22 protein-coding genes are annotated in these 23,871 nt (G+C 69.3%); 10 read left to right on the top strand and 12 right to left on the bottom strand.

Translation table 11 applies throughout. From position 1 onward, the window contains the following. The first annotated feature begins 325 nt into the window (after nucleotides 1–325). The gene (locus P0R32_RS08045) at nucleotides 326–679 is read left to right on the top strand and encodes a CHY zinc finger protein (protein ID WP_276236432.1); all 354 of its coding nucleotides are present in this window, start codon (nucleotides 326–328) and stop codon (nucleotides 677–679) included. Between the two features lie 72 nt (nucleotides 680–751). Then, nucleotides 752–1,300 (top strand): peptide-methionine (S)-S-oxide reductase MsrA, encoded by a 549-nt coding sequence (gene msrA, locus P0R32_RS08040; RefSeq protein ID WP_276236431.1) that lies wholly within the window; start codon nucleotides 752–754, stop codon nucleotides 1,298–1,300. Between the two features lie 156 nt (nucleotides 1,301–1,456). Here the strand turns inward: msrA and sod are convergent, their stop codons facing one another. Continuing rightward, nucleotides 1,457–2,056 carry a superoxide dismutase [Mn] gene (sod, locus tag P0R32_RS08035; protein ID WP_276236430.1) on the bottom strand — a complete coding sequence of 200 codons (600 nt, stop codon included), beginning with the start codon at nucleotides 2,054–2,056 and terminating at the stop codon, nucleotides 1,457–1,459. Nucleotides 2,057–2,142: 86 nt separating this feature from the next. Further along, nucleotides 2,143–2,877, bottom strand: coding sequence for a pirin family protein (locus P0R32_RS08030; protein ID WP_276236429.1), 735 nt, complete (start codon nucleotides 2,875–2,877; stop codon nucleotides 2,143–2,145). Between the two features lie 259 nt (nucleotides 2,878–3,136). Between P0R32_RS08030 and P0R32_RS08025 the strand changes: the two genes are divergently transcribed. Further along, the gene (locus P0R32_RS08025) at nucleotides 3,137–3,757 is read left to right on the top strand and encodes a hypothetical protein (RefSeq protein ID WP_276236428.1); all 621 of its coding nucleotides are present in this window, start codon (nucleotides 3,137–3,139) and stop codon (nucleotides 3,755–3,757) included. A gap of 211 nt (nucleotides 3,758–3,968) precedes the next feature. Here the strand turns inward: P0R32_RS08025 and P0R32_RS08020 are convergent, their stop codons facing one another. The 7 genes from P0R32_RS08020 to P0R32_RS07990 form a co-directional block, all read right to left on the bottom strand. Further along, nucleotides 3,969–5,117 carry an ABC transporter ATP-binding protein gene (locus P0R32_RS08020; protein WP_276236427.1) on the bottom strand — a complete coding sequence of 383 codons (1,149 nt, stop codon included), beginning with the start codon at nucleotides 5,115–5,117 and terminating at the stop codon, nucleotides 3,969–3,971. 258 nt (nucleotides 5,118–5,375) lie between these two features. Next, the gene (locus P0R32_RS08015; RefSeq protein WP_276236426.1) at nucleotides 5,376–6,317 is read right to left on the bottom strand and encodes a carbohydrate ABC transporter permease; all 942 of its coding nucleotides are present in this window, start codon (nucleotides 6,315–6,317) and stop codon (nucleotides 5,376–5,378) included. Then, nucleotides 6,314–7,363, bottom strand: coding sequence for a carbohydrate ABC transporter permease (locus P0R32_RS08010; protein WP_276236425.1), 1,050 nt, complete (start codon nucleotides 7,361–7,363; stop codon nucleotides 6,314–6,316). The genes P0R32_RS08015 and P0R32_RS08010 overlap by 4 nt, the downstream gene beginning before the upstream one ends. A 10-nt stretch (nucleotides 7,364–7,373) precedes the next feature. Continuing rightward, complete coding sequence (locus P0R32_RS08005) at nucleotides 7,374–8,660, bottom strand: ABC transporter substrate-binding protein (protein ID WP_276236424.1); 1,287 nt, start codon at nucleotides 8,658–8,660, stop codon at nucleotides 7,374–7,376. Between the two features lie 184 nt (nucleotides 8,661–8,844). After that, nucleotides 8,845–11,214 carry a DEAD/DEAH box helicase gene (locus tag P0R32_RS08000; protein ID WP_276236423.1) on the bottom strand — a complete coding sequence of 790 codons (2,370 nt, stop codon included), beginning with the start codon at nucleotides 11,212–11,214 and terminating at the stop codon, nucleotides 8,845–8,847. Nucleotides 11,215–11,277: 63 nt separating this feature from the next. Beyond that, a complete protein-coding gene (locus tag P0R32_RS07995) occupies nucleotides 11,278–11,739 on the bottom strand; it encodes an SRPBCC domain-containing protein (protein WP_276236422.1) in 462 nt (153 codons plus the stop codon). Beyond that, on the bottom strand, nucleotides 11,736–12,194 hold the full coding sequence (locus tag P0R32_RS07990; protein ID WP_276236421.1) for a restriction endonuclease: 459 nt from the start codon (nucleotides 12,192–12,194) through the stop codon (nucleotides 11,736–11,738). The genes P0R32_RS07995 and P0R32_RS07990 overlap by 4 nt, the downstream gene beginning before the upstream one ends. Nucleotides 12,195–12,293: 99 nt before the next feature. Between P0R32_RS07990 and P0R32_RS07985 the strand changes: the two genes are divergently transcribed. The 4 genes from P0R32_RS07985 (at nucleotide 12,294) to P0R32_RS07970 (ending at nucleotide 14,929) form a co-directional block, all read left to right on the top strand. Then, nucleotides 12,294–12,782 carry a methylated-DNA--[protein]-cysteine S-methyltransferase gene (locus tag P0R32_RS07985; protein ID WP_276236420.1) on the top strand — a complete coding sequence of 163 codons (489 nt, stop codon included), beginning with the start codon at nucleotides 12,294–12,296 and terminating at the stop codon, nucleotides 12,780–12,782. Beyond that, nucleotides 12,779–13,198 carry a GIY-YIG nuclease family protein gene (locus P0R32_RS07980; RefSeq protein WP_276236419.1) on the top strand — a complete coding sequence of 140 codons (420 nt, stop codon included), beginning with the start codon at nucleotides 12,779–12,781 and terminating at the stop codon, nucleotides 13,196–13,198. Before P0R32_RS07985 ends, P0R32_RS07980 begins: the two co-directional genes overlap by 4 nt. Nucleotides 13,199–13,277: 79 nt before the next feature. Next, the gene (locus P0R32_RS07975) at nucleotides 13,278–14,414 is read left to right on the top strand and encodes a pyridoxal phosphate-dependent aminotransferase (RefSeq protein ID WP_276236418.1); all 1,137 of its coding nucleotides are present in this window, start codon (nucleotides 13,278–13,280) and stop codon (nucleotides 14,412–14,414) included. Between the two features lie 191 nt (nucleotides 14,415–14,605). Continuing rightward, nucleotides 14,606–14,929, top strand: a complete 324-nt coding sequence (locus P0R32_RS07970) for a HalOD1 output domain-containing protein (protein WP_276236417.1) — start codon at nucleotides 14,606–14,608, stop codon at nucleotides 14,927–14,929. 46 nt (nucleotides 14,930–14,975) lie between these two features. Here the strand turns inward: P0R32_RS07970 and P0R32_RS07965 are convergent, their stop codons facing one another. Next, the gene (locus tag P0R32_RS07965) at nucleotides 14,976–15,170 is read right to left on the bottom strand and encodes a hypothetical protein (protein ID WP_276236416.1); all 195 of its coding nucleotides are present in this window, start codon (nucleotides 15,168–15,170) and stop codon (nucleotides 14,976–14,978) included. A 70-nt stretch (nucleotides 15,171–15,240) separates the two neighbouring features. Then, a complete protein-coding gene (locus P0R32_RS07960; protein WP_276236415.1) occupies nucleotides 15,241–18,306 on the bottom strand; it encodes an FAD-binding and (Fe-S)-binding domain-containing protein in 3,066 nt (1,021 codons plus the stop codon). Between the two features lie 112 nt (nucleotides 18,307–18,418). Between P0R32_RS07960 and P0R32_RS07955 the strand changes: the two genes are divergently transcribed. The 3 genes from P0R32_RS07955 to P0R32_RS07945 all read left to right on the top strand — a co-directional run bounded on the left by P0R32_RS07955 (nucleotide 18,419) and on the right by P0R32_RS07945 (nucleotide 21,610). After that, nucleotides 18,419–18,982 (top strand): LutC/YkgG family protein, encoded by a 564-nt coding sequence (locus tag P0R32_RS07955; RefSeq protein ID WP_276236414.1) that lies wholly within the window; start codon nucleotides 18,419–18,421, stop codon nucleotides 18,980–18,982. Then, nucleotides 18,975–21,215, top strand: a complete 2,241-nt coding sequence (locus P0R32_RS07950) for an LUD domain-containing protein (protein ID WP_276236413.1) — start codon at nucleotides 18,975–18,977, stop codon at nucleotides 21,213–21,215. Before P0R32_RS07955 ends, P0R32_RS07950 begins: the two co-directional genes overlap by 8 nt. Nucleotides 21,216–21,316: 101 nt before the next feature. Continuing rightward, on the top strand, nucleotides 21,317–21,610 hold the full coding sequence (locus P0R32_RS07945; RefSeq protein ID WP_276236412.1) for a PRC-barrel domain-containing protein: 294 nt from the start codon (nucleotides 21,317–21,319) through the stop codon (nucleotides 21,608–21,610). 727 nt (nucleotides 21,611–22,337) lie between these two features. On the opposite strand, the gene P0R32_RS07940 is transcribed toward P0R32_RS07945, so the two are convergent. Beyond that, the gene (locus P0R32_RS07940; protein WP_276236411.1) at nucleotides 22,338–23,816 is read right to left on the bottom strand and encodes a DHH family phosphoesterase; all 1,479 of its coding nucleotides are present in this window, start codon (nucleotides 23,814–23,816) and stop codon (nucleotides 22,338–22,340) included. Nucleotides 23,817–23,871 lie beyond the last annotated feature (55 nt).

Here is a 23,871-nt window from a genome sequence, read left to right as displayed (position 1 = left end):
CGGGTATCATCCGCCGAATCGGCTGATCCGCGACGGGAGGTGTCGACGCCGGCACGCGCTGAGCCCCCGAGTGCCGTGGCTCTGCGGGTGGGGGGTCGGGCGGCCCCGTCGGGCCGCCCGGAGTGTCCATGAAGGGCCGACCGGGCCCCGTCGTCGCGTCCGACGGCGGGTCTTGGGGGACCTTCCCCCCGACTCGCGGCGGCGTGGTCGGAGCCACCCCCGCGAGTACCAGTTCACAGTGCCCCCGTGCTCATTGTAAGGAACGTGATAACCCGACTCCGAGGGGCTCACAACGGTTTTCACTCGCGTGCCCGGGAGTGTGATCGTGCGAACACGCGTCCACGGCACGACCGTCCGCGGCGTCAACGTGGGGCCGGAGACCCGCTGTGCCCACTACGCCGGCCCGACGGACGTGATCGCGTTACGGTTCGGCTGCTGCGGCGACTTCTTCCCGTGTGCGGCCTGCCACGACGCCGTCGCCGACCACGGGGCCGAGCCGTGGCCCCGCGACCGGTTCGACGACCCGGCGGTCCTGTGCGGTGGCTGTGGGGCGCGGCTCTCGGTGCACGCGTACCTCGACGCCGACTTTGCGTGCCCCGAGTGTGCGACCGCGTTCAACCCCGGCTGTGCGGCTCACTACGACCGGTACTTCGAAGGTGTGGCGCCCAGCGAGGAGTGAGCCACCGCGTCGATACGAGGGTTGATCGCCGCCTGCGGGAGCCTTAACCGCCACCGGACCCTTTTCACGACCATGAGCGACACCGAGACGGCGACGTTCGGCGGCGGCTGCTTCTGGTGCACCGAGGCGGCGTTCAAGGAGCTCGCTGGCGTCCGCGAGGTCACCTCCGGCTACGCTGGCGGCCACGTCGAGAACCCGACCTACGAGGCGGTGTGCCGCGAGGAGACGGGCCACGCGGAGGTCACCCGCGTCGAGTACGACCCCGAGGAGATCACGTACGCCGACCTGCTGGGCGTGTTCTTCACCGTCCACGACCCGACGACGCTGAACCGCCAGGGCCCCGACGTGGGCACGCAGTACCGCTCGATCGTCCTCTACGAGACAGACGAGCAGCGCGACATCGTCGAGCGCTTCGTCGTCGAGTTGGCTGAGGAGGGCGCTTACGACGACGAGATCGTCACCGAGATCGAGCCGCTGGAGGCGTTCTACGAGGCCGAGGAGTACCACCAGGACTACTACGAGAAGAACCCCGGCGACAGCTACTGCACGTTCAATGCCGAGCCGAAGATCCGGAAGGTGCGCAAGAAGTTCGCGGATCTGGCGCGCACTCAGGAGGCGTAAGCCGGCGAGAGGGCGCTTGCGTCGCCGCGAGCGTCAGCGGGTCGAAGAAGCGAGGACCGCGGTCGGCGGCGACGGTCCGTGCCCACGGTCGGTCGCCGGCGGTCGTGAGGGAGGAGGGGTCGAGTGGCGCGGTCGCGCCGCCCGGATCGGGCGGAGTTACTCGAAGAGTTCGACGGCCTGCTCGTAGCGGGCGCTGGGCTCGTTCCAGTCGACGACCTCGAAGAACGCGCTGACGAAGTCGCCGCGTGCCGGGCCGTAGTCGTAGTAGTACGAGTGCTCCCAGACGTCGAGCGCGAGGATCGGGTGGCCGCCCCAGATCGCACCCTGGTCGTGCTTGTCGACGACCACGTTGCGCAGCTGGTTCGAGAACGTGTCGTAGACGAGGAGCGCCCAGCCGGAGGCGTTGCCGGCGGCGGCCTCGAACTCGCCCTTCCACGCCTCGTAGGAACCGAAGTCCTCGGCGATGCGGTCCGCGAGCGCGCCCGACGGCTCGTCGCCGCCCTCGGGGCTCATGTTCTGCCAGAACAAGTCGTGCAGGATGTGACCCGAGGAGTTGTGCGTCACGTTGCGGATGGCTCCTGCGGAGGAACCGAAGTCGCCGCTCTCGCGGTTCTCGGCGAGCGTCTCCTCGGCGGAGTTCCAGCCATTGACGTAGCCCTGGTGGTGGGTGTCGTGATGCCACGTGAGCACCTGCTCGGAGATGTGCGGTTCGAGGGCGTCGTAGTCGTACGGCAGCGGATCGAGTTCGTAGCTCATGTGCGTCTCGTCGTACGGTCGTGACCCCAAAGAGCGTTCCCTGAAACCGGCTTACGTAGGATCGCTTACACACCGGCGCCGGGGGGTCACAGGACGTACGGCCCGCGCTGTCGGATCGGCTCACCGTGGGGGCGCCCGGCGACGCAGGCGACGCGGAACACCTTGTCGTCCCCCGCCGCGAGGTCGACTGCCCGGGCGTCCGTGACCGGACGCACGTCGCCGACGCCGAAGTCGTCGCCGTCGACGGAGCCGTCGCCGTCGACGCCGAAGACGAACCCCACCCAGTCATCCGGGACCTCCCACGTCCACGCGCCGGTGACGCGGGCGTCGAGGTACTCCATCGGCGTGTGCAGGTCGATGGGCGACCCCTCGCCGACGACGGTCGTGACAGTCGCGCCGCGGCGGTCGGCGGTGGGGAGGTCGCTCGCGTCGGCGTCCTCGTAGTCGGCCTCCACGTCCTTCTGCGCCCGCGAGAGGTTCACCCACAACTGGAGTCCGTTGCAGGCGTCGCCGTCGGCGGGGAACTCCGAGTGGCGGATCCCGCTTCCAGTCGTGATCCGCATGACGTCGCCCTCGCGGGCGGTGTGTGTGACGCCGAGGGAGTCCTCGTGTTCCATCCCGCCGTCGAGCATGTACGAGACGATCTCGAACCCCTTGTGCGGGTGCATCGGGAACCCGTCCTCCGGGTCGATGTAGAACCGCTCGAACAGCACGAACGGATCGAGGTTGTGAGGGTATGCCTCCGTCGGGAACGCCCGCGTCGAGGTGACGCCGGTGCCGTGTCTGACCCGACCGCCGGGGACGACGCCGGGGTCGGTCATCGTGTCGCATCCTCCATACCCCACGGAGGGGGCCGCCGCCGATAACGCCCCTGACGCCGGAAGCGACGACCCCGACCGCCAGGGACGACCCGGCGGGCCGTGGCGACGACGCGCGCGACGGCCGCTGTCGCGGTAAGATTCTCCTTCCGGGAACGTAGGGCGCTCCTAGTCAGACGTGGAGCGGGAGCAACGTGACGAGTATCGGGCCAAACCTTGCGACAAGCCGTATACCCACTGGCCATCTGAGCTACGTTCGTCAATGACCAGTGACGACCCGATCGCCGCCGCCCTCCTGTCGGACTCCACCTACGAACGGGCGCGTTACCAACGATTCGGCTGGTTCAAACAGTCTGTCACGCGGAAGCTAACGCTCCAGAGCTATCTGCTGACCCTCCTGGCGGGAGTGTTCCCGGTTCTGGCGCTCCTCCCGGCGGATCTCAGAGCGGCCTACTTCGGCGACTCCGTCGCCACCGCCGCCCCGAAGGTGGGCGTCGTCGCGCTCGTCGCCGTCGGCGTCATCGCCGTCGCGGGCGTGGGACTCGTCGTCGTCGCCGCGTTCCGCCTCGCCCGCGGCGACGACTTCGACGAACACACCGCCCACTCGGTGCTCACCCTGGAGGACCTCTGTTCGATGGCGGGGCTGGCGACCGGTGGGATCGCCACCGCCGCGACGTACACGTTCGTCCTCCTGGGGTTCGGGGGCGTCGAGACGGTCCGTGCGTGGGTCGCCGCCGGGGGCGGGAACCCCTACGCGCCGACCGGCGTGGGGCCCAGCGTGGCGACCGTCGCCGTCACGGCGCTGGCGCTCGGGGTGTTCCTCCAGGTGGCCGCGGCGTACCTCCGCACCCGCGGCTTCGACGACCTCGGCGCCGACGTGTAGCCGTCCGGGGTGGCGGAACGTTTAGCCCGTCGCGTGCGTAGACGTGGGCATGGACGGCTCCGACCAGTTCTTCTTGATCGTCACGCTCGTCATCTTCGCACTGATCGCCGTCGGTATCGTTCTCAGTTTCGTCTGACTCGTCGCCCGGTACGCAGTCCCGACGCGACGCGTGGGCCGGCGCGGAGGAGGGAGAACACCGTGGCGCCGTCGCTCAGACCCGCGGTTCGACTTCGGTGTCTTCCTCGAGCGAGCGGTTGTGGAGCGCCTCCCCCGAGGCGGCGTCGAACAGGTGGATCGCGTCCTCAGGGAACCGCGCGACGACGTGTTCGCCGCCGTCGATCTGACGCATCCCACCGACGGTCGCGACGAACGGGTCGGTCGGGTCGCTCTCGAAGCCGAGATACACCGCGTTCTCGTTGCCCATCGGCTCGACGACGTCGACGACCGTCTCGAACTCCCGGTTGTCGGCTGCGGTCGCACCGACCGTCACTTCGACGTCTTCCGGTCGCACTCCGAGGGTGACGCCGTCGGCGCCGGCGACGGCCTCGCGCTGTTCGTCGGTGAGGCGGTACTCGAAGCGGTCGGCGACGAACGTGTCGCCCTCGACCGTCCCGTCGAAGAAGTTCATCGCGGGTTCGCCGATGAACCCCGCGACGAACTTGTTGGCCGGGCGGTGGTAACACTCCAGCGGCGTGCCGGCCTGCTGGAGTTCCCCGCCGTCGAGGACGGCGATGCGGTCGCCCATCGTCATCGCCTCCGTCTGGTCGTGGGTGACGTACATCGTCGTCGTCCCCAGGTCCTCTTGGATCCGCTGGAGCTCCGTCCGCATCTGCGAGCGGAGTTTCGCGTCGAGGTTCGACAGCGGCTCGTCCATGAGGAACACCTCGGGCTCACGCACGATGGCGCGCCCGAGGGCGACGCGCTGCTGTTGCCCGCCGGAGAGCTCGGACGGCTTCCGGTCGAGCAGTTCCGGGATGGACAGCAGGTCGGCGGCGTTCTCGACGCGCTCGGCAATCTCCTCGTCGGAGAGGTCCGTGGACTCCTCCAGCCCGAAAGACATGTTCTCGCGCGTCGTCATGTGCGGGTACAGCGCGTACGACTGGAACACCATCGCGATGTCCCGGTTCTGGGGCTTCTTGCCCACGATGGAGCGCCCCCCGAGGCGGATGTCGCCGGCGGTGACGCTCTCCAGTCCCGCGACCATCCGCAGCGTCGTCGATTTCCCACAGCCGGACGGCCCGACGAGGACGAGGAACTCCCCGTCCTCGATGTCGACCGTCACGTCGTCGACGGCGACGATGTCGGAGCCGTCGTCGTCGGTGAACACCTTCCGTACCTTGTCGAGTTCGAGTCGTGCCATGTCAGATCCCTCCGTGTGCTCCGCGCGTCGGCGCGAAGCGATCGTCGTCGGTCGTATCGACGGCCGCTACCGTCGGTGTTGCGGTCGTCGCGCGGTTCGCGTCGGTCGCGGTCGCGGGTCGCTTCGCTCGCGCCTCGCGCCGCTCACGGGTCGCTACGCTCCCCGTTCGCTTCGAGGCCTCCCTGCGGTCGGCCTCGCCTCGCGGTTCGCAACGCTCACCGCTCGTGGGCGCGGTCTCGCTACGCTCGACCGCGCACCTCACGTCGCCACCCCCTCGGCGAACTCGTCGCCGAACAGGATGTACACGATGAGCGTCGGCAGCGCCGCCACGAACGCTCCGGCCATCCGGAGCGCGAAGTCCTGCCCCTCCTGCGACTCCCCGAGTCCAGCGAGGATGAGCACGACCGGCGCGGCCGGACTCGACTCGGTGGACACGAGGATCAGCGCGAACAGCAGGTCGTTCCAGATCTGGGTGAACTGGTAGATGAGCACGACCGCGAACATCGGCGTGGAGATGGGGAAGACGATCCGGCGGTACACCCGCGCGAACGTCGCGCCGTCGAGGCGCGCCGCCTCGATCATCTCCTCGCTGACGGTCGTGTAGTAGCCGCGGAACAGGACCATACAGATCGGGATCCCGTAGGCGACGTGGGTGATGATCAACTCGACCACGCCCGTGTACGCTCGCGGGACGCCGACTGCCCAGACGGGCGCCAGCACCTCCGCCAGCGGCACCGTGCCCCAGAACTGCGAGAGGGGGACGAGCACCGCCTGGTACGGGATGAAGATCGCCGCGACGAACAGCGCCAGGATCGGCGCCTTGTAGCGCGCCTTCCAGTCGGCCTGCGTCAGGCCGTAGGCGGCGAAGGAGCCGAGCAGCGCCGAGATGATCGTCGCCGGCACGGCGTACAGCGCGCTGTTGACCATCCCGCGGCCCAGCGCCGAGATGGCGGTCTGCCACTTCTCAAGGGTGAAGAACTCGCCCGGCGGGGGCGCGAACGGCAGCGTCGAGGAGACGCCCTCGGGGTTCGTCTTGAACGCGGTGACGAGCCCCGACTCGATGGGCGTCAGATAGAACGCTGTCAGGCCGAGGACCGTCGCGTACAGCGCGACGCGGTAGCCGTCGAGTCCTGCGAGGTCTTCACGGACGCCCGCGAGGGCACCCGACTGTTCACTGTCCGTCGATTGTGCGTCGCTCATAGCTCACCCTTGCTGTACTGGTAGTAGAGGTACGGGCCGATGATCGACAGCGCCATCAGAAACAGGATGATGGCGATCGCCGACGCGTACGCCCAGTTGTTCACGCTGTACGCCTCGCGGACCATCTTGGTCGCGAGGATGTCCGTGCCGTTCGGCGGGCGGTAGCCGCTGACCAGCGAGTAGAGGAAGTCGAACGCCTTCAGCGCGAACACCATCAGGACGATGGCGGCGCTGATCGTCGACCCCTTCAACTGCGGGATGATCACCCGCCAGTACATCTTCAGCGTCGACGCGCCGTCGACACGGGCGGCCTCGTAGTGCTCGTTCGGGATGGCGCGTAAGCCAGCGAGGTACACGACCATCGTGTACCCGGAGAACTGCCACACCAGCGCGAACACCACCGCCCACAGGACGATCTGGGAGTTGCCGATCCAGTTGATCGGGCCGATCCCGACGGCCCCGAGGAGGATGTTCACGACCCCGTTGTTGTAGTTGTACATCCACAGCCAGAACTGCGCTGTGACTACGAACGACAGGCTCATCGGCAGCAGGTAGATGGTGCGGAACGTGTTCTCGAAGCGGATGTCGCGGTCGACGAGGATCGCGAGGACCAGCCCGAACGCCAACGCGATGGCGGTGAACGAGACGACTAGGAGGAACGTGTTGATCGTCGCCTCGATGACGCCGGCGTCGTTGGCCGCCCGGACGTACATCTCGAAGTCGAGGTCGGAGTAGTCCGGCCCGACGAACCCCTGGTAGTCGGTCAGCGAGATGACGAAGTTCCACGCGATGGCGCCGTAGACGAACAGCCCCATCAGGAGGAACGGCGGCAGCCAGAACACCGCCGACTCCGTGAAGTCCTCGCCGACTCGCTCGTCGAGACGGTCGAGGAACCCGCCCGACTTCGCCGCACCGGCCGCACCGCCCGCGGCGGTGCCGCCGTCGGTCGCGACGCGACCAGCCGTCGTCACGTCGGTGTCGTCACTGTCTCCGCCGCGCCCGGCGCGTCGGAGCCGTGTTCGGATACTCGAAAGAAACTCGCGCATGGGAACGCGCTCAGTTGGAGACGGCGTCGACGATGCCGTCTGCGGCGGCCTCGACGTTGTAGGGGCCGGAGAACTCGCTGGCGATCACGTCGTTGAGCTGCGAGCGCTGCTCCGCGGAGATACCCAGCCCGTGCTGGATGTTCGGCGGGCGCTGCTCGGCAGCCGCGAAGTCGTCCATCGTCTCCTGCAGGTACGGCCCGAACTCGCTCTTGTCGACGTCCGTCCGGGTCGGGATGGAGCCCTTGTACTGGTTGAACGCGATCTGCGCCTCGGGACCGCCGACGAACTCGAGCCACGTCCGCGTCCCCTCGGGGCTCGGGTTGTTCGACGGGTAGAGGAACGAGTCGAAGTGGAGCGTGTACATCCCCTCGGTGCCGGGGAACGTCTTGAAGCCCCAGTCCTCGTTGTAGTCGAAGCCCTCCGCGTTCCGATAGGCGCCAGCCGCCCAGTTACCCTGGTGGATGAAGGCGGCCTCGCCCTCGATGATGTTCTGGTTGGACTCCGTCAGCCCGATGGACGCCGAGTCCTCGTTGATGTAGTTCTCGAACACCGTCGCGAGCGCGTCGAGCGCACCGACCACGTCGTCGCGGTTCGGGCTGCCGTCGACGAAGCTCATGTAGCTGTCGTAGCCTGCGGTCGACAGCAGCATGACGCCGAACAGCTGCGCCTTCGTCCAGGTCCCGCTCCCACCGTGGGTCATTGGGATCTTGTCCGTCTCGGAGGCGACCGTCTCCAGCGCACCGAGCAGGTCCTCCGCGCTCGTCAGCGACTCGGGGTCGACCCCCGCCTCCTCGACGACCGCGCTGTTGTAGAACAGGCAGTTCAGGCGGTGCGAGCCCAGCGGCACCGCGCGGAACGCGCCGTTGTACTGGTGCAGGTCGACCGCCTCGTCGACGTGGGAGTCCGTGAAGCCGGCTTCGTCCCACAGGTCGGAGACGTCGCCCAGCACGCCCTCGTAGCGTGCGAGGTTGGGGCCCGGCCAGTTCGCGAACGAACTCGGCGGGTTGTCGTTCTGCAGGCGGTTGGCGACGACGGCGTCCAGGTTCTGGTTGCCGCCCCCGCCGATGGGGTTCATGTCCAGTTCGGTGTCGGGGTGCGCCTCGTTGAACGCCTCCTCGAGCGCCTCTGCGGCGGTCGCACCGTCGCCGCCGGTCCAGCCGTGCAGGACCTCGACGGGCGCGTCGCTGCCGCCACCGCCGCCGCCCATGCAGCCTGCGAGTCCGAGCATGCCGGCGGCGCCGACGCCACCAGCGCCCTTCAGTACGTCTCGTCTGTTGAGTTCCGTGTCCTTCATCATCGTTCCTCCGTAGTGGAGCCGCCTGTGAGTACCCATAGCCGACACTTAAGACTTTTCGAAGTTTACTCCGCTGCGAGTGAAAATATGGTACAACAGCTGTTGTACCTCTCGAAATCGGCGCTTTTCGATATAGGCAATATTAATCAGATAGATGATATCACGCTTCCGATCGGGTGTCGACCGGTTACTCCACCGACGGGATCGGTTCGTCGGTCCCCGCGAGCGCGTTCAACAGGGTGACCGCCTCGGGCTTCGACAGCGGTTCGTTCGCGTTGCCACAGTGGGGCGACTGGACACACGCTGGACAGCCGTCGGCGCAGTCACACGCCGCGATCATCTTCGCCGTCCGCGCGAGGAGGCGGTCGGCAGACCGGTACGACTCCCGAGTGAGCCCGACTCCCCCGGGGTAGCCGTCGTAGATGAACACCGTCGACTGACCCGTGTGCGGGTGGAACGGCGTCGAGACGCCGCCGATGTCCGCCCGGTCACACAACAGGTCCAGCGGCATGAGCGAGATGGAGCCGTGTTCGGCGGCGTGGATGCCGCCGTTGAATCCCGCCTCGCCTCGCCCGGCGTCGCTCGCCAGTTCGCGCATCTCGCGCTCCACGTCTTCGGGGACGGTGTAGTACAGCGCCCGCGTCCGCAGTTCCGTCTCTGGGAGGTCCACCATCTCCGCGCCCATCGTCTCGCCCGTCGACCCGTCCCTGCGCTCGAACCCCGTGATCTGTTCGGTGACGGTGATGTCCGCGAACCGGACCTCGGTGTCCTCACGGGCGTCGAGCGGTCGCGAGCGCAGGTCTTCGTTGACGGTCACGTCCTTGTCGGTGAGGACGCGCGTGTAGTAGTCGGCCCACGTCGGGCGGAGGCGGGCCACGTCTTTGTCGAGGTCCAACTCGTCCACCTCGTACGTCTGGCCCTGGTGGTGGTAGATGGCGCCCGGGTGGGCGTCGCGCAGGGCGTCGCCGAACGACAGCGACGCGATAGTGTCGTTGTTGCGGGCGTCCATGAGGTCGACCTCGCGGTCGTCGATGGTACGCAGGCTCATCGAGTGCTGGGCGCTGCCGGGACCGTCGTACGTCCAGCGGTCGCCGCGGGAGGTGTCCATCCGCTCGAGGGTGCCGTCGGCCTCTAGCGACTCGACGACCGACTCGAACGTGTCGCCGAAGTGGCTCGCGTCCTCCGGACGGAGCCAGTTCTCGTCGGCGGCGCTGGCGACGTGGGTGGGGAGGAGTTCGCCGTTCTCTGGGTCGACCATCGCGCGCTCGGGGTCGCCCTCGAACAGGTCGTCCGGGTTCGTCATCAGGTACTGGTCCAGTTGGTCCTCGCCGCCGACCATGACGACGAGCGCGTCGTCGGTCCCCCGCCCTGCGCGCCCCGCCTGCTGGAACGCCGACATCCGGGTGCCGGGGTAGCCGTCGAGGATCACCGCGTCGAGCCCGCCCACGTCGACACCGAGTTCGAGCGCGTTCGTCGACCACACGCCGGCCACGTCGCCGGAGTGGAGGCCACGTTCGATCTCGCGGCGACGCTCGTTCGTGAGGCTCGCCTGGTACGCCTCGATCTGGTTCGCGAGGTCGTGCTCGCCGCGGCGGCGCAACTCCTTCGCGGAGTCGGTCGCGTACCGCTCGGCGGTTTGGCGCGCCCTCGTGAACACGAGGGTCTGGTACCCCTCCTGCACGAGGTCGCAGAACAGTCGCTTCGTCTCGGTGTGACTGGACTTTCGCCGTCCGGACTGGCGGTCGGCCTGCTCGCCGGTGTACTCCGGCGGGTTCCACAGCACCCAGTGGCGCGGCCCCCGCGCGGAAGTGTCCTCGTCGACGAGCGTGAAGTTCGACTCGGGCCGAGCAGTGACGCGCGCGGCGTGCTCGACGGGGTTGCCGATGGTCGCCGAGCAGCAGACGAACTGCGGGTCGGCGCCGTATCGCTCGCAGATCCGGTTGAGGCGGCGCATCACCAGCGCGACGTGGCTCCCGAACACGCCGCGGTAGCCGTGCACCTCGTCGATGACGACCGTCTCCAGCGACCCGAAGAACCACTCCCAGTGCTTGTACGCCCACGGGAGCAGTCCGTAGTGGAGCATGTCGGGGTTCGACAGGAGCACGGTCGGCTGGCGGTCGCGCACGTCGCGCTTCTCGGACTTCGACAGCCGTCCCGTGTACTGTGCGACGGAGACCCGAGAGCCGAATCCGAGCCCGTGGGCCAGTTCGGAGAGCGTCTCCTCTTGGTCGGCGATGAGGGCGTTCTGCGGCGCGAGGTACAACGTCCGGCCGCCGTGGTCCATCGCGCGTTCGAAGGCTGGGACGGTGTACGCGAGCGACTTTCCGCTCGCGGTCTGGGTCGCGAGGACCACGTCGCCGCCGTCGCGCACCGCCTCGACGGCCTCGGCCTGGTGGCGGTACAGCGAGTCGATGCCGTCGTCGGCGAGCGCGCTCGCCAGCCGCGGTTCGAGGTCCACGTCCGCGAAAGCCGCCTCACGACCCGGGAGGGTGCGGCTGTCGGCGACCTGTCCCTCGTAGTAGGGGCGCGAGCGGAGCCACTCGACGGTGTCGTCCACGTTGGTCGATGTCGGGCACGACGGCGCTTACGGGTTCCGGTCGTCCCCACCTCCGCGAGTGTGTCACCGGTCCGAGTCGCACACGGGAATCGCCGACTCGGCCCGGCGCTTGAGGGCGTCGCTCATGTCGGCGAAGCCGGCCCGGAGGCGGTCGCGGACGGCGCGGGGGACCGCGGCGCCCGCGACCCCGCCGAACGTCTCCTCTTGGGTGAAGCGCGTCCGCTCGCCCCCGTCCAACGGCTCCAGCAGGAACCGGTGGGTCGCGTCGAACGCGCCCGGAACCGGCAGCGCCGACCGCCACGACAGTTCCCGCTCTGGGACGACGCGCGTCACTCGCGGTGCGATGACCGCTGGCGGCACGCCCCGCTGGGTGATCACCACCCGGAGGCGCCGCCCCTCCTCGACGCGGCCGCGGACTCGCCGGACGAGCGGGTTCCAGTCGGGGTACGCGTCGAAGGCGGTCAAGACGCTCCACACCGTCGCGGGCGGGGCGTCGACTTCGACGCCGACGGCGACGCGGGTCACGTCCCCGACTCGCGCTCGGGGTCGGTGTCGGCGTCGGCGTCGATTCCGCCGCCGCCGGGGATGGCGATGCCGGCGTCTCGCGCGAGCGAGACGATGCCCACGCCGTCGTACACGTCGACCGGTGCCGAGCGGGCGCGGCGAGTGGCGTCCGGGTCGACCTCGCCGACCGTCGCCAACACCGCGAACGTGAGGCCGCGCTCGGCGGCGAACACCGCGAAGTCGTTCACCGCGTCCACGTCGATATCGGCCCGGCACAGCCTCACGACCGCTCGGTCAGGGTCGGCCCGGTCGTGGACCACGCTCCGCTCGCGGACCAGCGAGAGTTCGACGGTTCCCTCAGGGGTGACCGGGGAGGCGCTCGCCTCGTACTCCGGCCAGACACCCCCGAGGCGTTCCGCGAACGAGGCGAACGCCGCGTCCGGGAGTGCCGCGAGCCTGTCGGCCGGATGTCGCATACGGCGTCATTCGCCCGCTGTCGGCAAAAACGCTCCCGTCGGTTCGCTCCGGCGCCGGGGCGCCGCGGGGTTGAATACCTCCGACGCGTGAGTGCCGACATGGATCCGACGGCGAACGCGGCGAGGGAGCGCGACCCGGTGACGGTGGGGGTTCCCGGCGGCCGGATCACGCTCGATGCGGCGTACGTCGACGCGCCGACGGCGGAGATACGACGGCAGGTCCGGGAGTACCGCGACGGGAGTCGCCGCGAGTTCGACCTCCCGCTCCGGTACCCCGACGGCTTCACCGGTCGCGTGATGGGCGCGATGTCGACGATTCCCTACGGCGAGACGCGGACGTACGGCGAGCTCGCGGCCGACCTCGGCAACGCACCCCAACCGGTCGGCGCGGCCTGCGGGCGCAACCCCATCCCGCTGCTCATCCCGTGTCACCGCGTCGTCGCCGCCGACGGCGTCGGCGGCTTCTCGGCCGAGGGTGGCCCCGAACTGAAGCGACGCCTGCTCGAACACGAGCGCAGCGGGTCGGTCCAGACGACGCTCGCCGACTCCGCCGAGTCAACCGACGCCGCCTACGCCGACGATTCGTGATCGACGCGGGCACCTACACGCTCGTGTTCGCGGTCCCGGAGTCATGCTCCGTCGCGGTGGGCGCGCTCGGCACCCACGAGTTCCCCGCGGGCGGCTACGCGTACACCGGCAGCGCGCTCGGGAGCGGCGGCTTCTCGCGGGTCGACCGCCACCGCCGCGTCGCCGCCGGCGAGCACGACGTCCGGCACTGGCACGTCGACTACCTCGGTGGCCACCCGAGCGTGTCCCTCGTCGGGGTCGAGCGCGTCGGCGGCGGTCGTGACGAGGAGTGCCGTCTCGCGAGCGCGCTCGCTGACGGCCCCATCCCGGGGTTCGGCGCCTCCGACTGCGGGTGCGACTCCCACCTCGCCCATTACCCCGACGCCGAGACCGCCGAGGACGCCGTCGCCGCCGCGTACGAACGGATCGACGGGTGACCGCACCAGGTCGCCGTGGCCACGGCGGGGAGACACCGCGGACGGAGCGTTTTTCCGCTGGCCCCCGAACCCGCGGAGTATGTTCCCGCCGCTCGCGTACTTGCAGTGGATCGAGGGGCGCCCGGAGGCCGCAGAGTACGACCTCGGCTCCAGCGACCTCCGTCGGCTCCCGCCCGTCGGCCCCGACGACCCCGTCCCGGCCCGGCTCGCTGGGCTGTCGCCGCCGGAGGAGGACGCGTCGCTGACCGAACGAGTCGCCGCCGAGTACGACGTCGACGAGTCGCGCGTCCTGCTGACGGCGGGGGCGAGCCACGCCGGCTTCCTCGCGTGTGCTACCGCGGGGACGCTCACGCGTGAGCGCGTCGCCGCCGCAACGGACGACGGCGAGGAGGTGCCCCAGCCCTGGGCGCTGGTGGAGAAGCCGGGGTACGAGCCGCTGGTCGAGACGCCGCGGGCGTTGGACATGCAGGTCGCGCGGTTCCGCCGCCTGGACCCGAACGCCGTGCTCGACCCCGAACGAGTCGAGGCCGCCGCCGCCGACCTGACGGGGCCGCTGGCACACGTGACGGTGACGAACCGGCACAACCCCACCGGTCGGCTGGCGACGCGCTCGACGCTGGCGGACACCGCCGCGGTCGTCGACGCCGTCGGCGACGGCTACCTCCTCGTCGACGAGGTGTACGCACCGTACACCTGCGACGACGGCGCCGGCCCGTTCGGCGGGCCAACCGCGGCGGACCTCCCCTCGACCGTCGCCGTCGGGTCGCTCACGAAGTTCCACGGGCTCGGCGGCCTCCGCGTGGGCTGGATCATCGGCCCGGAGGAGTTCGTCGAGCGCGCCCGGCAAGTGGGCCACTACCTCCCGACGCTGGCGGCGCCGAGCGTGGCGCTCGCGCGCCGGTTCTTCGCCCACCGCGACGAGTTGGTCGCCGACGCGCGCGACCACTGCCGCGAGAACCACGACCTCCTGCGGACGTTCCTCGACGAGCGCGACGACCTCGCGGGGCGCGTCGACCCCGGTTCCCCGTTCGGCTACGTCGAACACGAGCGCGCCGACGGCGACGCGGTGAGCCAGGCGGCCTGGGAGGCCGGCGTGCTCGTCGTGCCGGGGCGCTTCTTCGGACTGGACGAGGGTGTCCGCGTCTCGCTCGGGCGCGACCCCGAGGACTGTGCGGCGGCGCTGGACGCGTTCAGCGCGGTCCTCGACGACCTGTAGCCGGCATCGCGCTCCGCGCGCTCGTTCGAGGCGACTGGGGATAATCGGGTGACAGCGGCTCTCTCCCCGACATACATTTATATCGATGTCACGCGTCTACCGCTTCACTACCAGAACGAGGCACCGTACTCCGCGCCGTGCTTCCGCTACATCGGGAGCGGCGTCGATATCTCACAACGAATCTCCCCACGATGAGTCACCAACACATCCGCAGAACCGACAGCCAACAGACCCTCTCTGCCGACACCCGTTCGGCCGACACTCTCGACGTGGAGTACGCCGCGCCGGAGGTCGCCGTCGTCGCGGCCATCGCCGCCGTCGAGGGCGTCGACATCACGGCGGTCGACCCCCGTCTCCACGAGACGTTCGACACGGACGCGCTGCGACTCCTCGCGGTCCACCACGGGACCGAGTGGACGTTCGCGTTCGACGTGGACGACCACTCCATCGCCGTCCACGGCGACGGCACCGTCGTCGTCGACGACACGGCGTTCTCGAACGCGTTCGTCGCCTGAACGCCGCGAACTGTCACCGGCGGCGGTCGGGACGCTGGCCCCTTCTCTACTCACCAGCCTCGTCTCCCCGGTAGCCACGCGCGAACGAGTAGCCCGCGACGAGCGCGACCACCGCGAGCAGTCCGAGCACGAACCCGCCGACGCGGTCGGCGGCGGGGACGCCGTCGAAGGCGCCGGCGACGTAGAGGACGCCGAACACCGAGAGGAAGCCGAACAGCGGGAGCGCAGTCAGTCGGTTCATACGGGCGGGTTGGCACGCCACGTGTTAACGGTGTCGCGACCCCGGGAGCGGCCCGTTCCCGACGCGCGACTCACCGCAGGGCCGCCGCGACCTTCTCCACCGGGTGGGGCGGGTCGCCGTCGGCGCCCTCGCGGTCGGCCAGTTGGGAGCGGCAGGATGCGCCCGGCGCCGTCACCTCCGTCCCGGGGCTCTCGGTTACCTGGTCGAACAGGATGTTCGCGATGGCCGTGCTCATCGAGTAGTGCTCGGCCTCGTAGCCGAAGCTCCCGGCCATCCCGCAACACGTCGAGTCGAGTGGGTCGACCGTGTACCCCGCGCGCCGGAGGACGCCGACCGCGTGGTGGTCCTTCTTGGTCGCCTTCTGGTGGCAGTGGCCGTGGTAGGTGAGCGACCCTGCGCCGTCGAGGTCCATCGCCTCGTCGAGGCGGAACGCGTCGACGTACTCCAACACGCCGTAGCTGTTGGCGGCGACCGTCGCCGCTGCCTCGGAGTCGTGCAGGTCCAGCAGGTCAGACTGCAACATCACCGCCTCGCTCGGTTCGACGACGACCACGTCGCGACCGTCGGCGACTCGTGGTGCGAGGTCGTCGACCGCCGCCGCCGTCCGCTCGCGCGCCGTGTCGAGGAAGCCCATACTGTGTGCCGGGCGACCGGTGTCCTCCACGTCGGCCAACTCGACGCGCACGCCCGCCGCTTCCAGCACCCGAACGGCCGCCTTCCCCGCATCGGGGTGGTTGTAGTTCGTGTACGTGTCGGGGACGAGCACCGCGGTGCGGTCGGCGTCGGCCTCGGTCACCGTCGACCCGCCGCGCGCCTCGTACCAGTCGCGCAGCGTCGTGCGGTGGAACGCCGGGAGGTCGCGCTCGCTGGCGATCCCGAGGGCCTTCTCGGCGACCAATCCCGAGCCGGGGAGCTTCGCCGCCCAGTTCGACACCGGGGCCAGCGCCGACCCGACGCGCGAGACGAGGTTGATGTTGGCGAACAGCCGGTCCCGGAGGCTCGGCCCCTCGCGCTCGTGGCGCTCGTGGGCGACTTCGGCCTTCAGTTTCGCCATGTCGACGCCGCTGGGACAGTTGCGCTTGCAGCCCTTACAGCCGATACAGAGGTCCATGACCTCGTCGGCGAACTCCTCGGAGAACGGGTCCGCCGGGAGGTCCCCCGACATCGCCCCCCGAAGGAGGTTCGCCCGGCCGCGCGTGCTCTGGATCTCCTCGTCGGCCGCGCGGAACGTCGGGCACATCACGCCGCCAGTCGTCGACTGACCGCCACGACAGCCGCCACAGCCGTGACACAGCTCTGCCATCCCCTGGAAGCCGTTCTCGTTGTCCCAGTTGAGCGCGGGGTCGAACCCCGCGTCGAAGGCGTACTCCGGGTCGAATCGGAGGTGCTCGGTGAGTGAGTGGTCGCCGCAGACGTTGCCCGGGTTGAGCAGCCAGTCGGGGTCGAACGCCGTCTTGAGATCGCGGAACGTGTTCCACAGGTCGTCGCCGTACAGTTTGCGGTTCCACTGGGTGCGCGCGCGACCGTCGCCGTGCTCGCCAGAGACGCTGCCGCCGTACTTCACGACGAGGTCTGTCGCCCCCTCGGCGATGCGCTCCAACTGCTCCATCCCCTCAAGCGACTTCGTGTCGACGAGCGGGCGGACGTGGAGCACGCCCGGCCCGGCGTGGGCGTAGAAGGAGGCGAACGTACCAACCTCCTCCAGCAGGTCCTGGAAGTCGGCGGCGTACGCCGAGAGGTGCTCTGGGGGCACCGCACAGTCCTCGATGAACGAGATATGCTTGGCGTCGGAGGTGCGCCCGAGGAGGATAGGGAGCCCAGACTTGCGCATCTTCCAGAACGTCGCCCGCTCGTCGGCGTCGTGGGCCTCCATCGCTGCGCCCGCTCGGATCGGCTCGTCGGTGTCGACCCGTCCGTCGGCTGGGTCGACGACCGTGTCGGTGCCGGGGCAGCGGTCGGCCACGAGGTCGGCAACCTTCTGCCGGCCCTCGTCGTCGTCGTCCGCGTAGAACTCCACCAACAGGACGGAGTCGGTGCCGTCCGGGAGGAGGCCGACGACGTCGCCGAACTCGGTCGTCTCGCGGGCCAGGTCCAGCAGGGTGTCGTCAAGCACCTCGACGGCTGCCGGGTCGTGTTCGAGGATCGGTGCCACGTCGTCCATCGCCTCGTTCAGTGAGTCGTACGTGAGCAGCGCCACGGCCTTCGTCTCGGGCACCTTGACCAGCGAGACGGTCGCCTCCGTGACGATGCCGAGCGTGCCCTCGCTCCCGCACATGAGTCGCGCGAGGTTGACCGTGCCAGGCTCGCCGGAGCCGCCGGCGCCGATCCCTTGGTCGGCCCACTCGCCGCGCGCCTCGTCGACGAGCACGTCGAGGTTGTACCCGGAGACGTTGCGCTTCATGTCCGGGTAGCGCTCGGTCACCGCGTCGCCCTCCTCGTCGATGATGCGGACGAGTTCGGCGTAGATCCGTTCGAGTACCTCCCCGTCGGGGTCGGCCTCCTCGCGCATCGTCTCGACCGCGATTTCGCCGAACGTCTCGACTGAGCCGTCCGCGAGGACGACCTCCGCCTCCTCGACGTACGCGTCGGTCTTGCCGTACTTCAGCGAGTGCGACCCCGTGGAGTTGTTGCCGATGGCGCCGCCGATGGCGGACTTGTCGCGCCACGCGGGGTCCGGCCCGAACTTCAGCCCGTGGGGTGCGGCGGCTTCGTTGATCTCCTCGACGATGGCGCCGGCGTCGACGGTCGCCTCGCTGGCGTCGGGGTCGACCTCGTGGATCTCGTCCATGTAGCGCGTGAAGTCGAGGACGACGGCCTCGTTCACCGTCTGCCCCGCCAGTGACGTGCCGCCGCCCCGCGGGAGCACCGGGATCTCCTCGTCGGCACAGTACGACATCACCGCCGCCACGTCGTCGGTGTGGCGCGGGAGGACGACGCCGATCGGCGTGCGTCGGTACGCCGAGGCGTCGGTCGCGTACAGTTGCTTGGAGTAGGTGTCGAAGCGCACGTCCCCGTCGACGAGTTCCTCCAGGTCGGCGACCAGCCCCGGTTGGGCCACGTCGTCTGCGGCGTAGTCGTAGTCGGCGTCGGTTAGGTCCGGCCCGTCGTCGGGCGGGGACGGGATATCGGAAGACATCGGTTGTCTCCCGGTGTGTGTGCGAGTGACATAAGCCCGCGGGGGACCGCGTCCGCTGCCCCCGATCTGTGCCAACGCAACACACAAGCGCCCGGCTTCGCAATGACTCGACATGACCACGGACACCCGATCGGCGTTCGTCGATAACGTCGAGCGGCACCACGCGACTGTCCACCGGGTCGCTCCCGAAGGCGTCGCCGACGCGGTCGCGGCGGTGCTCGATCCGCCCGCCGTCGGCGTCAGCCTCCCTGACGGCCTCGACCTGCCGCCGTCGGTCGTCACCGACCCGACGCCCGCAGATCTGGACGCCGCGGCCACCGGCGTCACCGCGGCGAGTCTCGGTATCGCCGACTACGGGACGGTCGTGCTCGCCGCCGACGCCGCCGGCAGCGAGCAGGTGTCGCTGTTCCCCGAACGCCACGTCGTCGTCCTCCGGGCCACCGACCTGGTGCCGGGGATGCGCGAGGCCGTCGGCGCTCTGGGGGACCGACTCCGCGACGGCGCCAGCGCCGTGCTGGCCACCGGCCCCTCGGCGACCGCCGACATGGGCGACCTCGTCATCGGCGCGCACGGGCCTCGCGAGGTCGACGTCGTGCTCGTGGAGGAGCCGGACGACACCGAGGGCGCCGGCGACGACACCGCAACGGCCGACACGGAAGGAGGTCCCGATGAGTAAGCCCGACTCCCGATCGGAGACGGCTCGCCGTATCGAACACCTGCTAGAGACGGAGGGCGACTCGGTCGCCGAGAACACGCGCGGCTTCAACCGTGGCCGCATCGACTCGACCGCCGACCTCGACGACTACGAGGCGTTGAAGCGGGAGGCGCGGGGGATCAAGGAGGACGCCATCGAGCGTCTCCCGGACCTGCTCGACGACCTCCGAGAGGCGGTCGAGGCTCGTGGCGGGCACCTGTACGTCGCCGACGACGCTGCCGACGCGAACGCCTACGTGTCGGCGGTGGTCGACGGCGGGAACGTGGTCAAGAGCAAGTCGATGACCACCGAGGAGTTGGAGTTGAACGCGGCGCTGGAAGCCGACGGCGCGCGCGTCACCGAGACGGATCTCGGGGAGTGGGTGCTCCAGTTGGCCGACGAGGCGCCGAGCCACATCGTCGGCCCCGCGATACACAAGTCCCGCGAGAGCATCGCCGACCTGTTCGCCGAGTCGTTCGACCTGCCCCCCGACGACCGCCCGGAGACCGCCGAGGAACTGACGCGCTTCGCCCGCGACGAACTGCTGGCCGAGATTCGCGAGGCCGACGTGGGCGTGACGGGTGCGAACTTCCTCACCGCCGACTCCGGGACCGTGGCGCTCGTCACCAGCGAGGGGAACGCCCGCAAGACGGCGGTCGTCCCCGACACCCACGTCGCGGTCGCGGGCGTTGAGAAGGTGATTCCCAGCGTCGAGGACCTCGCACCGTTCGTCGAGTTGATCGGTCGCTCGGGAACCGGCCAGGACATCACCTCGTACGTGTCGTTGCTCACGCCGCCGACGCCGTCGCCGCCGGTGGACTTCGCCGATCCGGACGAGCCGATGGCGGCGTCGGGAACCGCGTCGGGCGACGGGGCGACCGAGCCACACCCCGACCGCGAGTTCCACCTCGTGCTCGTCGACAACGGTCGCCTCGCGATGCGCGAGGACGACGACCTCCGCGAGACGCTGTACTGTATCCGGTGTGGCGCCTGCTCGAACTCGTGTGGCAACTTCCAGTCGGTCGGCGGCCACGCCTTCGGCGGCGAGACGTACTCCGGTGGCATCGCGACCGGGTGGGAGGCCGGCGTCGAAGGGCTCGACACCGCCGCCGAGTTCAACGACCTCTGTACGGGCTGTACCCGCTGTGTCCCGGCGTGTCCCGTCGAGATCGACATCCCGTGGATCAACACCGTCGTCCGCGACCGCATCAACCGCGGCGCCGACCCCGGCACGTTCGACCCGCTCGTCGAAGGGCTCACCCCAGACGACGAACCCGCCGGACTCGACCCGGCCAAGCGGCTGTTCGGCAACTTCGAGACGCTGGCGAAACTGGGGAGCGCGACGGCGCCGCTGTCGAACTGGGGCGCGGACCTCGGGCCGGTACGCGCCGCGATGGACCGCTGGCTCGGCGTCGCCCGCGAACGCGACCTCCCGTCGTTCGAGCGCGAGACGCTCGTCGACTGGTTCGACGCCCGCGGCGGCCCGCGGGTGAGCGAAGGAGTGGCCCGCCGCGAGGCGGTGGTGTACCCCGACGTGTACACGAACCACGTCGCCGTCGACCGGGGGAAGGCGGCGGTTCGCGCGCTGGAGGCGCTCGGCGTCCGCGTCCACGTTCCCGCCTCGGCGGCGGTTGGCAGCGGTCGCGCTCCGCTCTCGCAGGGGATGGTCGAGACGGCCCGGCGGAAGGCACGGCGGTGTGTGGACGCACTCGCTCCAGCGATCGACGCCGGGCGCGACGTGGTCGTGATCGAGCCCAGCGACCTGGCGGCGTTCGACCGCGAGTACGGGAAGCTAATCGACGAGGACGACGCCGACCGCCTCGCCACGAACAGCTACGAGGTGCTGGAGTACGTGTTCGGGTTGCTGGAGAACGGCGCCGACCCCGGCGGCCTGACCGACGGCGACGGCGAGCGGGTGGCGTACCACGCCCACTGTCAGCAGCGCACGCTCGGCCTCGAGGGCCACACTGTCGCGGTGCTGGAACGACTCGGCTACGAGGTGACGACGAGCGACACGGAGTGTTGCGGGATGGCGGGGAGTTTCGGCTACAAGTCGGCGTACTACACGCTGTCGATGGACGTGGGTGAACCGCTCGCCGAGCAGTTCGGCGACGCGGGGCGCGTGCTGGCTTCGGGTACCTCCTGCTGTGAGCAGTTGGACGCCCTGTTGGGCGAACCAGCCGAGCATCCGATCGAGGCTATCGCACCCGAGTAGTCCGGTCGCGGTACGGCCGCGAGCCGGTCGTCGGTCGCGCGTCGGACGCACGTCCGTGACCGAGGAACGATTTTAAGACCCGCCGCGCCGCAGGACGCCGTATGCACGCAGACGCGACGCCGCAGGAGATCACGACCCTCGTCGGTCGGGAGGTCTACTCCAACAACGGCGTCTTCGTGGGGGAGGTCGAGGACGTCCGCCTCGACCTGGACGCGCAGGCCGTCACCGGGCTCGCGCTGTCGCAGTTGAGCGAGGAGCTGTTCGCCAGCCGGATCGAGCCGGGCAAGGGAGTGATGATCCCGTACCGGTGGGTCCGCGCGGTCGGCGACGTCATCTTGATCAACGACACGATCGAACGTCTCAAAGACGAGACGGCCGAGGAACAGCAGGTCTGAGTCGGGGCGCCGCCGATTCGGCGGACACGCCACTAGTCGTCGAACTCGCACAGCGACTGCTCACCAGTTCTGAACGTCGGTCGCGGCCCGGCACGCGGCCGGGCCGGCGATACACCCGTCGGAACGATGGTGACTCCCGCCCTGTTCCGTTCGTCCGCGCTGTCCCGTTATCCGCGCTGTTCCGTTCACCGCTCGATTCGCCGCCGCCGTTCGAGTGGAGACCTCCCCCGATCACCTCTCGGGTCTCGCGTTCGACCGGCCCGTCGTTCCCTCCGTTCCCGTTCTGCGTTCGATGCCTGTCTACCGCGCTGTTCCGTTCTGCGCTCGATCCTTGTCTACCGCGCTGTTCCGTTCTGCGTTCGATGCCTGTCTACCGCGCTGTTCCGTTCTGCGTTCGATGCCTGTCTACCGCGCTGTTCCGTTCTGTGCTCGGTACTCGGTTACTGGGCTGTCCCGGTTTCCGCTCGATACCCGCCTCCCGCGCAGTCCTCGTCGTGGCCGTAGGTACGACCGTCCGCGCGGCGCGGATCGGTCGGTCGGTCCCGGTCGCCCGTCCGTGTGTGTCCTGTGATGACGACCACCTCCTCTGTATGATGCATGCTACCGTATACCACATAAGCGTTGCTCCGAAGCTATCGGATCGGAGAACTGTCGGCGCGGTCGCTGACGGGTAGTGACAGACGAGGGACGCTCCCAGAACCGGACACCGCAGGAAGTTCGTCGCCCGTTACGAGCCGTTGCTTGACTCGCCCGACCCGGAACCGGGAGTCGCGGAGCTCTCGACGCCCATCGCGTCGAACAGCTTCTTCCGGACCGCCTCCTCAGACAGCTGGAGCAGCGTGTCGCGGTTCGACTCGGTCGTCTCGATGCCGGTGAACAGCCCCAGCGGAATCTCGGCGGTCCCCTGCTTGGAGTGGCCCGCGGCCTCGCCCACGTCGGAGAACCCCTCACGGAGCACGTTCCCGATGTTGATGCGGATGTCCTTCGACCGAGCCGCGAGGGTGATCGTGTCCTCGGCGATGCCGAAGACGGCGGAGGTGGTGATCCCCTCCAGGTTCAGGAGCTGTTGGGCCGCTTGCGCGAGCGCCTCGCGGTCGCGGACGAACCCCGCGTTGGAGATGAGGTGACTGCCGTGCACCTCGCGGTTCTGGATCGCCTCCGCGAGCACGTCCAGCGTCTCGGGGCTCATGCTCGGCGACTCCACGTCCTCGAGCGTGTCGTGGTTGGCGAACGGGTGGAGGTACGCCGCCGCCGTCAGGTCCGCGGGGGTGGTGTCGCGTTTGAAGTCGACCGTCTCCGCGCGGATTCCGTACAGCAGCGCCGTCGCGACCGTCTCGTCGGGCGAGAGGTCGAACTCCTGGAGGTACTTCGTGAGGATCGTCGACGTCGCCGAGACGTTCTTGCGGATGTCGGTGAACGCCGCGTCGATCACCGTGTCCGGTTCGTCGTGGTCGATGTACACGTCGACCTCGGCGTCGATCTCGTTGCCGCCGGTCTCGGCGTAGTCGACGAGCGCGAGCGCGCCGTACTCATCGAGCGGTTGGGCGTCGTCGCGCGCGTGGAGGTCGATCCCGAGCGTGTTGACGAACGCCCGGTTCTCCTGGTGGCCGATCTCCCCGTCGTAGAGGATGTCGGCGTCGACGTCGTACTCTGCGGCGATGGCCTTGAGCGCGACCGCGGCGGCGATGGAGTCGGGGTCGGGGTTGTCGTGTGCGAGGATCGCGAGTTTCCCGTTGGTCGCCCGGAGGATGTCCGCGAGTTGGCGGGCCTTGTACTCCAACTCACCAGACTCCAGCGAGCGCAGCGCGGAGTCGGCGATCACCGTCGAGGGGTTGATCACCACGTCGGCGCCCAGATCCGCCAGTTCGTCCTCACTGACGGGGTCGGAGGCGCGGACGACCACGTACTGGTCGCTGCCGTGCTCGCGGATCGCGCGGACGGCGGCCTTGTTCGCGTCCACGTCCGACGAGAGGATCAGGATCACGTCTCGGTCGGCGACCGCATCGACCACGTCCGGTTCGGCGATGTCCTGCACCTTCGCGTTCAGGTCCTGGTCGCGCAGCGCCTCGACGCGCGACTCGTCACGGTCGAGGATCAGCACGTCCTTCTCCTCGTCGGCCAGTTCGTCGGCGACCGCGTGGCCGACGCTCCCACAGCCGAGAATGGCGTAGGTCGACATCGAGGAGACGGTGACCCCGGTACTCATGTGAGGCGAAATCGGGCCGGACGGCACTTAAGCGGTGATGTTCGTTCACGACGGC

The sequence above is a fragment of the Halobaculum marinum genome (assembly GCF_029338555.1).
Taxonomy (GTDB): domain Archaea; phylum Halobacteriota; class Halobacteria; order Halobacteriales; family Haloferacaceae; genus Halobaculum; species Halobaculum marinum.
The sequence above is the reverse complement of the archived record's forward strand: the minus strand, read 5'-3'. Positions and strand labels throughout refer to the sequence as shown.

What these genes read in the sequence shown, in the direction of transcription:
- msrA (WP_276236431.1), top strand. Translation starts at nt 752, where the DNA reads ATGAGCGACACCGAGACGGCGACGTTCGGCGGCGGCTGCTTCTGGTGC.
- sod (WP_276236430.1), bottom strand. Translation starts at nt 2,056, where the DNA reads ATGAGCTACGAACTCGATCCGCTGCCGTACGACTACGACGCCCTCGAA.
- P0R32_RS08030 (WP_276236429.1), bottom strand. Translation starts at nt 2,877, where the DNA reads ATGACCGACCCCGGCGTCGTCCCCGGCGGTCGGGTCAGACACGGCACC.
- P0R32_RS08025 (WP_276236428.1), top strand. Translation starts at nt 3,137, where the DNA reads ATGACCAGTGACGACCCGATCGCCGCCGCCCTCCTGTCGGACTCCACC.
- P0R32_RS08020 (WP_276236427.1), bottom strand. Translation starts at nt 5,117, where the DNA reads ATGGCACGACTCGAACTCGACAAGGTACGGAAGGTGTTCACCGACGAC.
- P0R32_RS08015 (WP_276236426.1), bottom strand. Translation starts at nt 6,317, where the DNA reads ATGAGCGACGCACAATCGACGGACAGTGAACAGTCGGGTGCCCTCGCG.
- P0R32_RS08010 (WP_276236425.1), bottom strand. Translation starts at nt 7,363, where the DNA reads ATGCGCGAGTTTCTTTCGAGTATCCGAACACGGCTCCGACGCGCCGGG.
- P0R32_RS08005 (WP_276236424.1), bottom strand. Translation starts at nt 8,660, where the DNA reads ATGATGAAGGACACGGAACTCAACAGACGAGACGTACTGAAGGGCGCT.
- P0R32_RS07990 (WP_276236421.1), bottom strand. Translation starts at nt 12,194, where the DNA reads ATGCGACATCCGGCCGACAGGCTCGCGGCACTCCCGGACGCGGCGTTC.
- P0R32_RS07985 (WP_276236420.1), top strand. Translation starts at nt 12,294, where the DNA reads ATGGATCCGACGGCGAACGCGGCGAGGGAGCGCGACCCGGTGACGGTG.
- P0R32_RS07975 (WP_276236418.1), top strand. Translation starts at nt 13,278, where the DNA reads ATGTTCCCGCCGCTCGCGTACTTGCAGTGGATCGAGGGGCGCCCGGAG.
- P0R32_RS07970 (WP_276236417.1), top strand. Translation starts at nt 14,606, where the DNA reads ATGAGTCACCAACACATCCGCAGAACCGACAGCCAACAGACCCTCTCT.
- P0R32_RS07965 (WP_276236416.1), bottom strand. Translation starts at nt 15,170, where the DNA reads ATGAACCGACTGACTGCGCTCCCGCTGTTCGGCTTCCTCTCGGTGTTC.
- P0R32_RS07960 (WP_276236415.1), bottom strand. Translation starts at nt 18,306, where the DNA reads ATGTCTTCCGATATCCCGTCCCCGCCCGACGACGGGCCGGACCTAACC.
- P0R32_RS07955 (WP_276236414.1), top strand. Translation starts at nt 18,419, where the DNA reads ATGACCACGGACACCCGATCGGCGTTCGTCGATAACGTCGAGCGGCAC.
- P0R32_RS07950 (WP_276236413.1), top strand. Translation starts at nt 18,975, where the DNA reads ATGAGTAAGCCCGACTCCCGATCGGAGACGGCTCGCCGTATCGAACAC.
- P0R32_RS07945 (WP_276236412.1), top strand. Translation starts at nt 21,317, where the DNA reads ATGCACGCAGACGCGACGCCGCAGGAGATCACGACCCTCGTCGGTCGG.
- P0R32_RS07940 (WP_276236411.1), bottom strand. Translation starts at nt 23,816, where the DNA reads ATGAGTACCGGGGTCACCGTCTCCTCGATGTCGACCTACGCCATTCTC.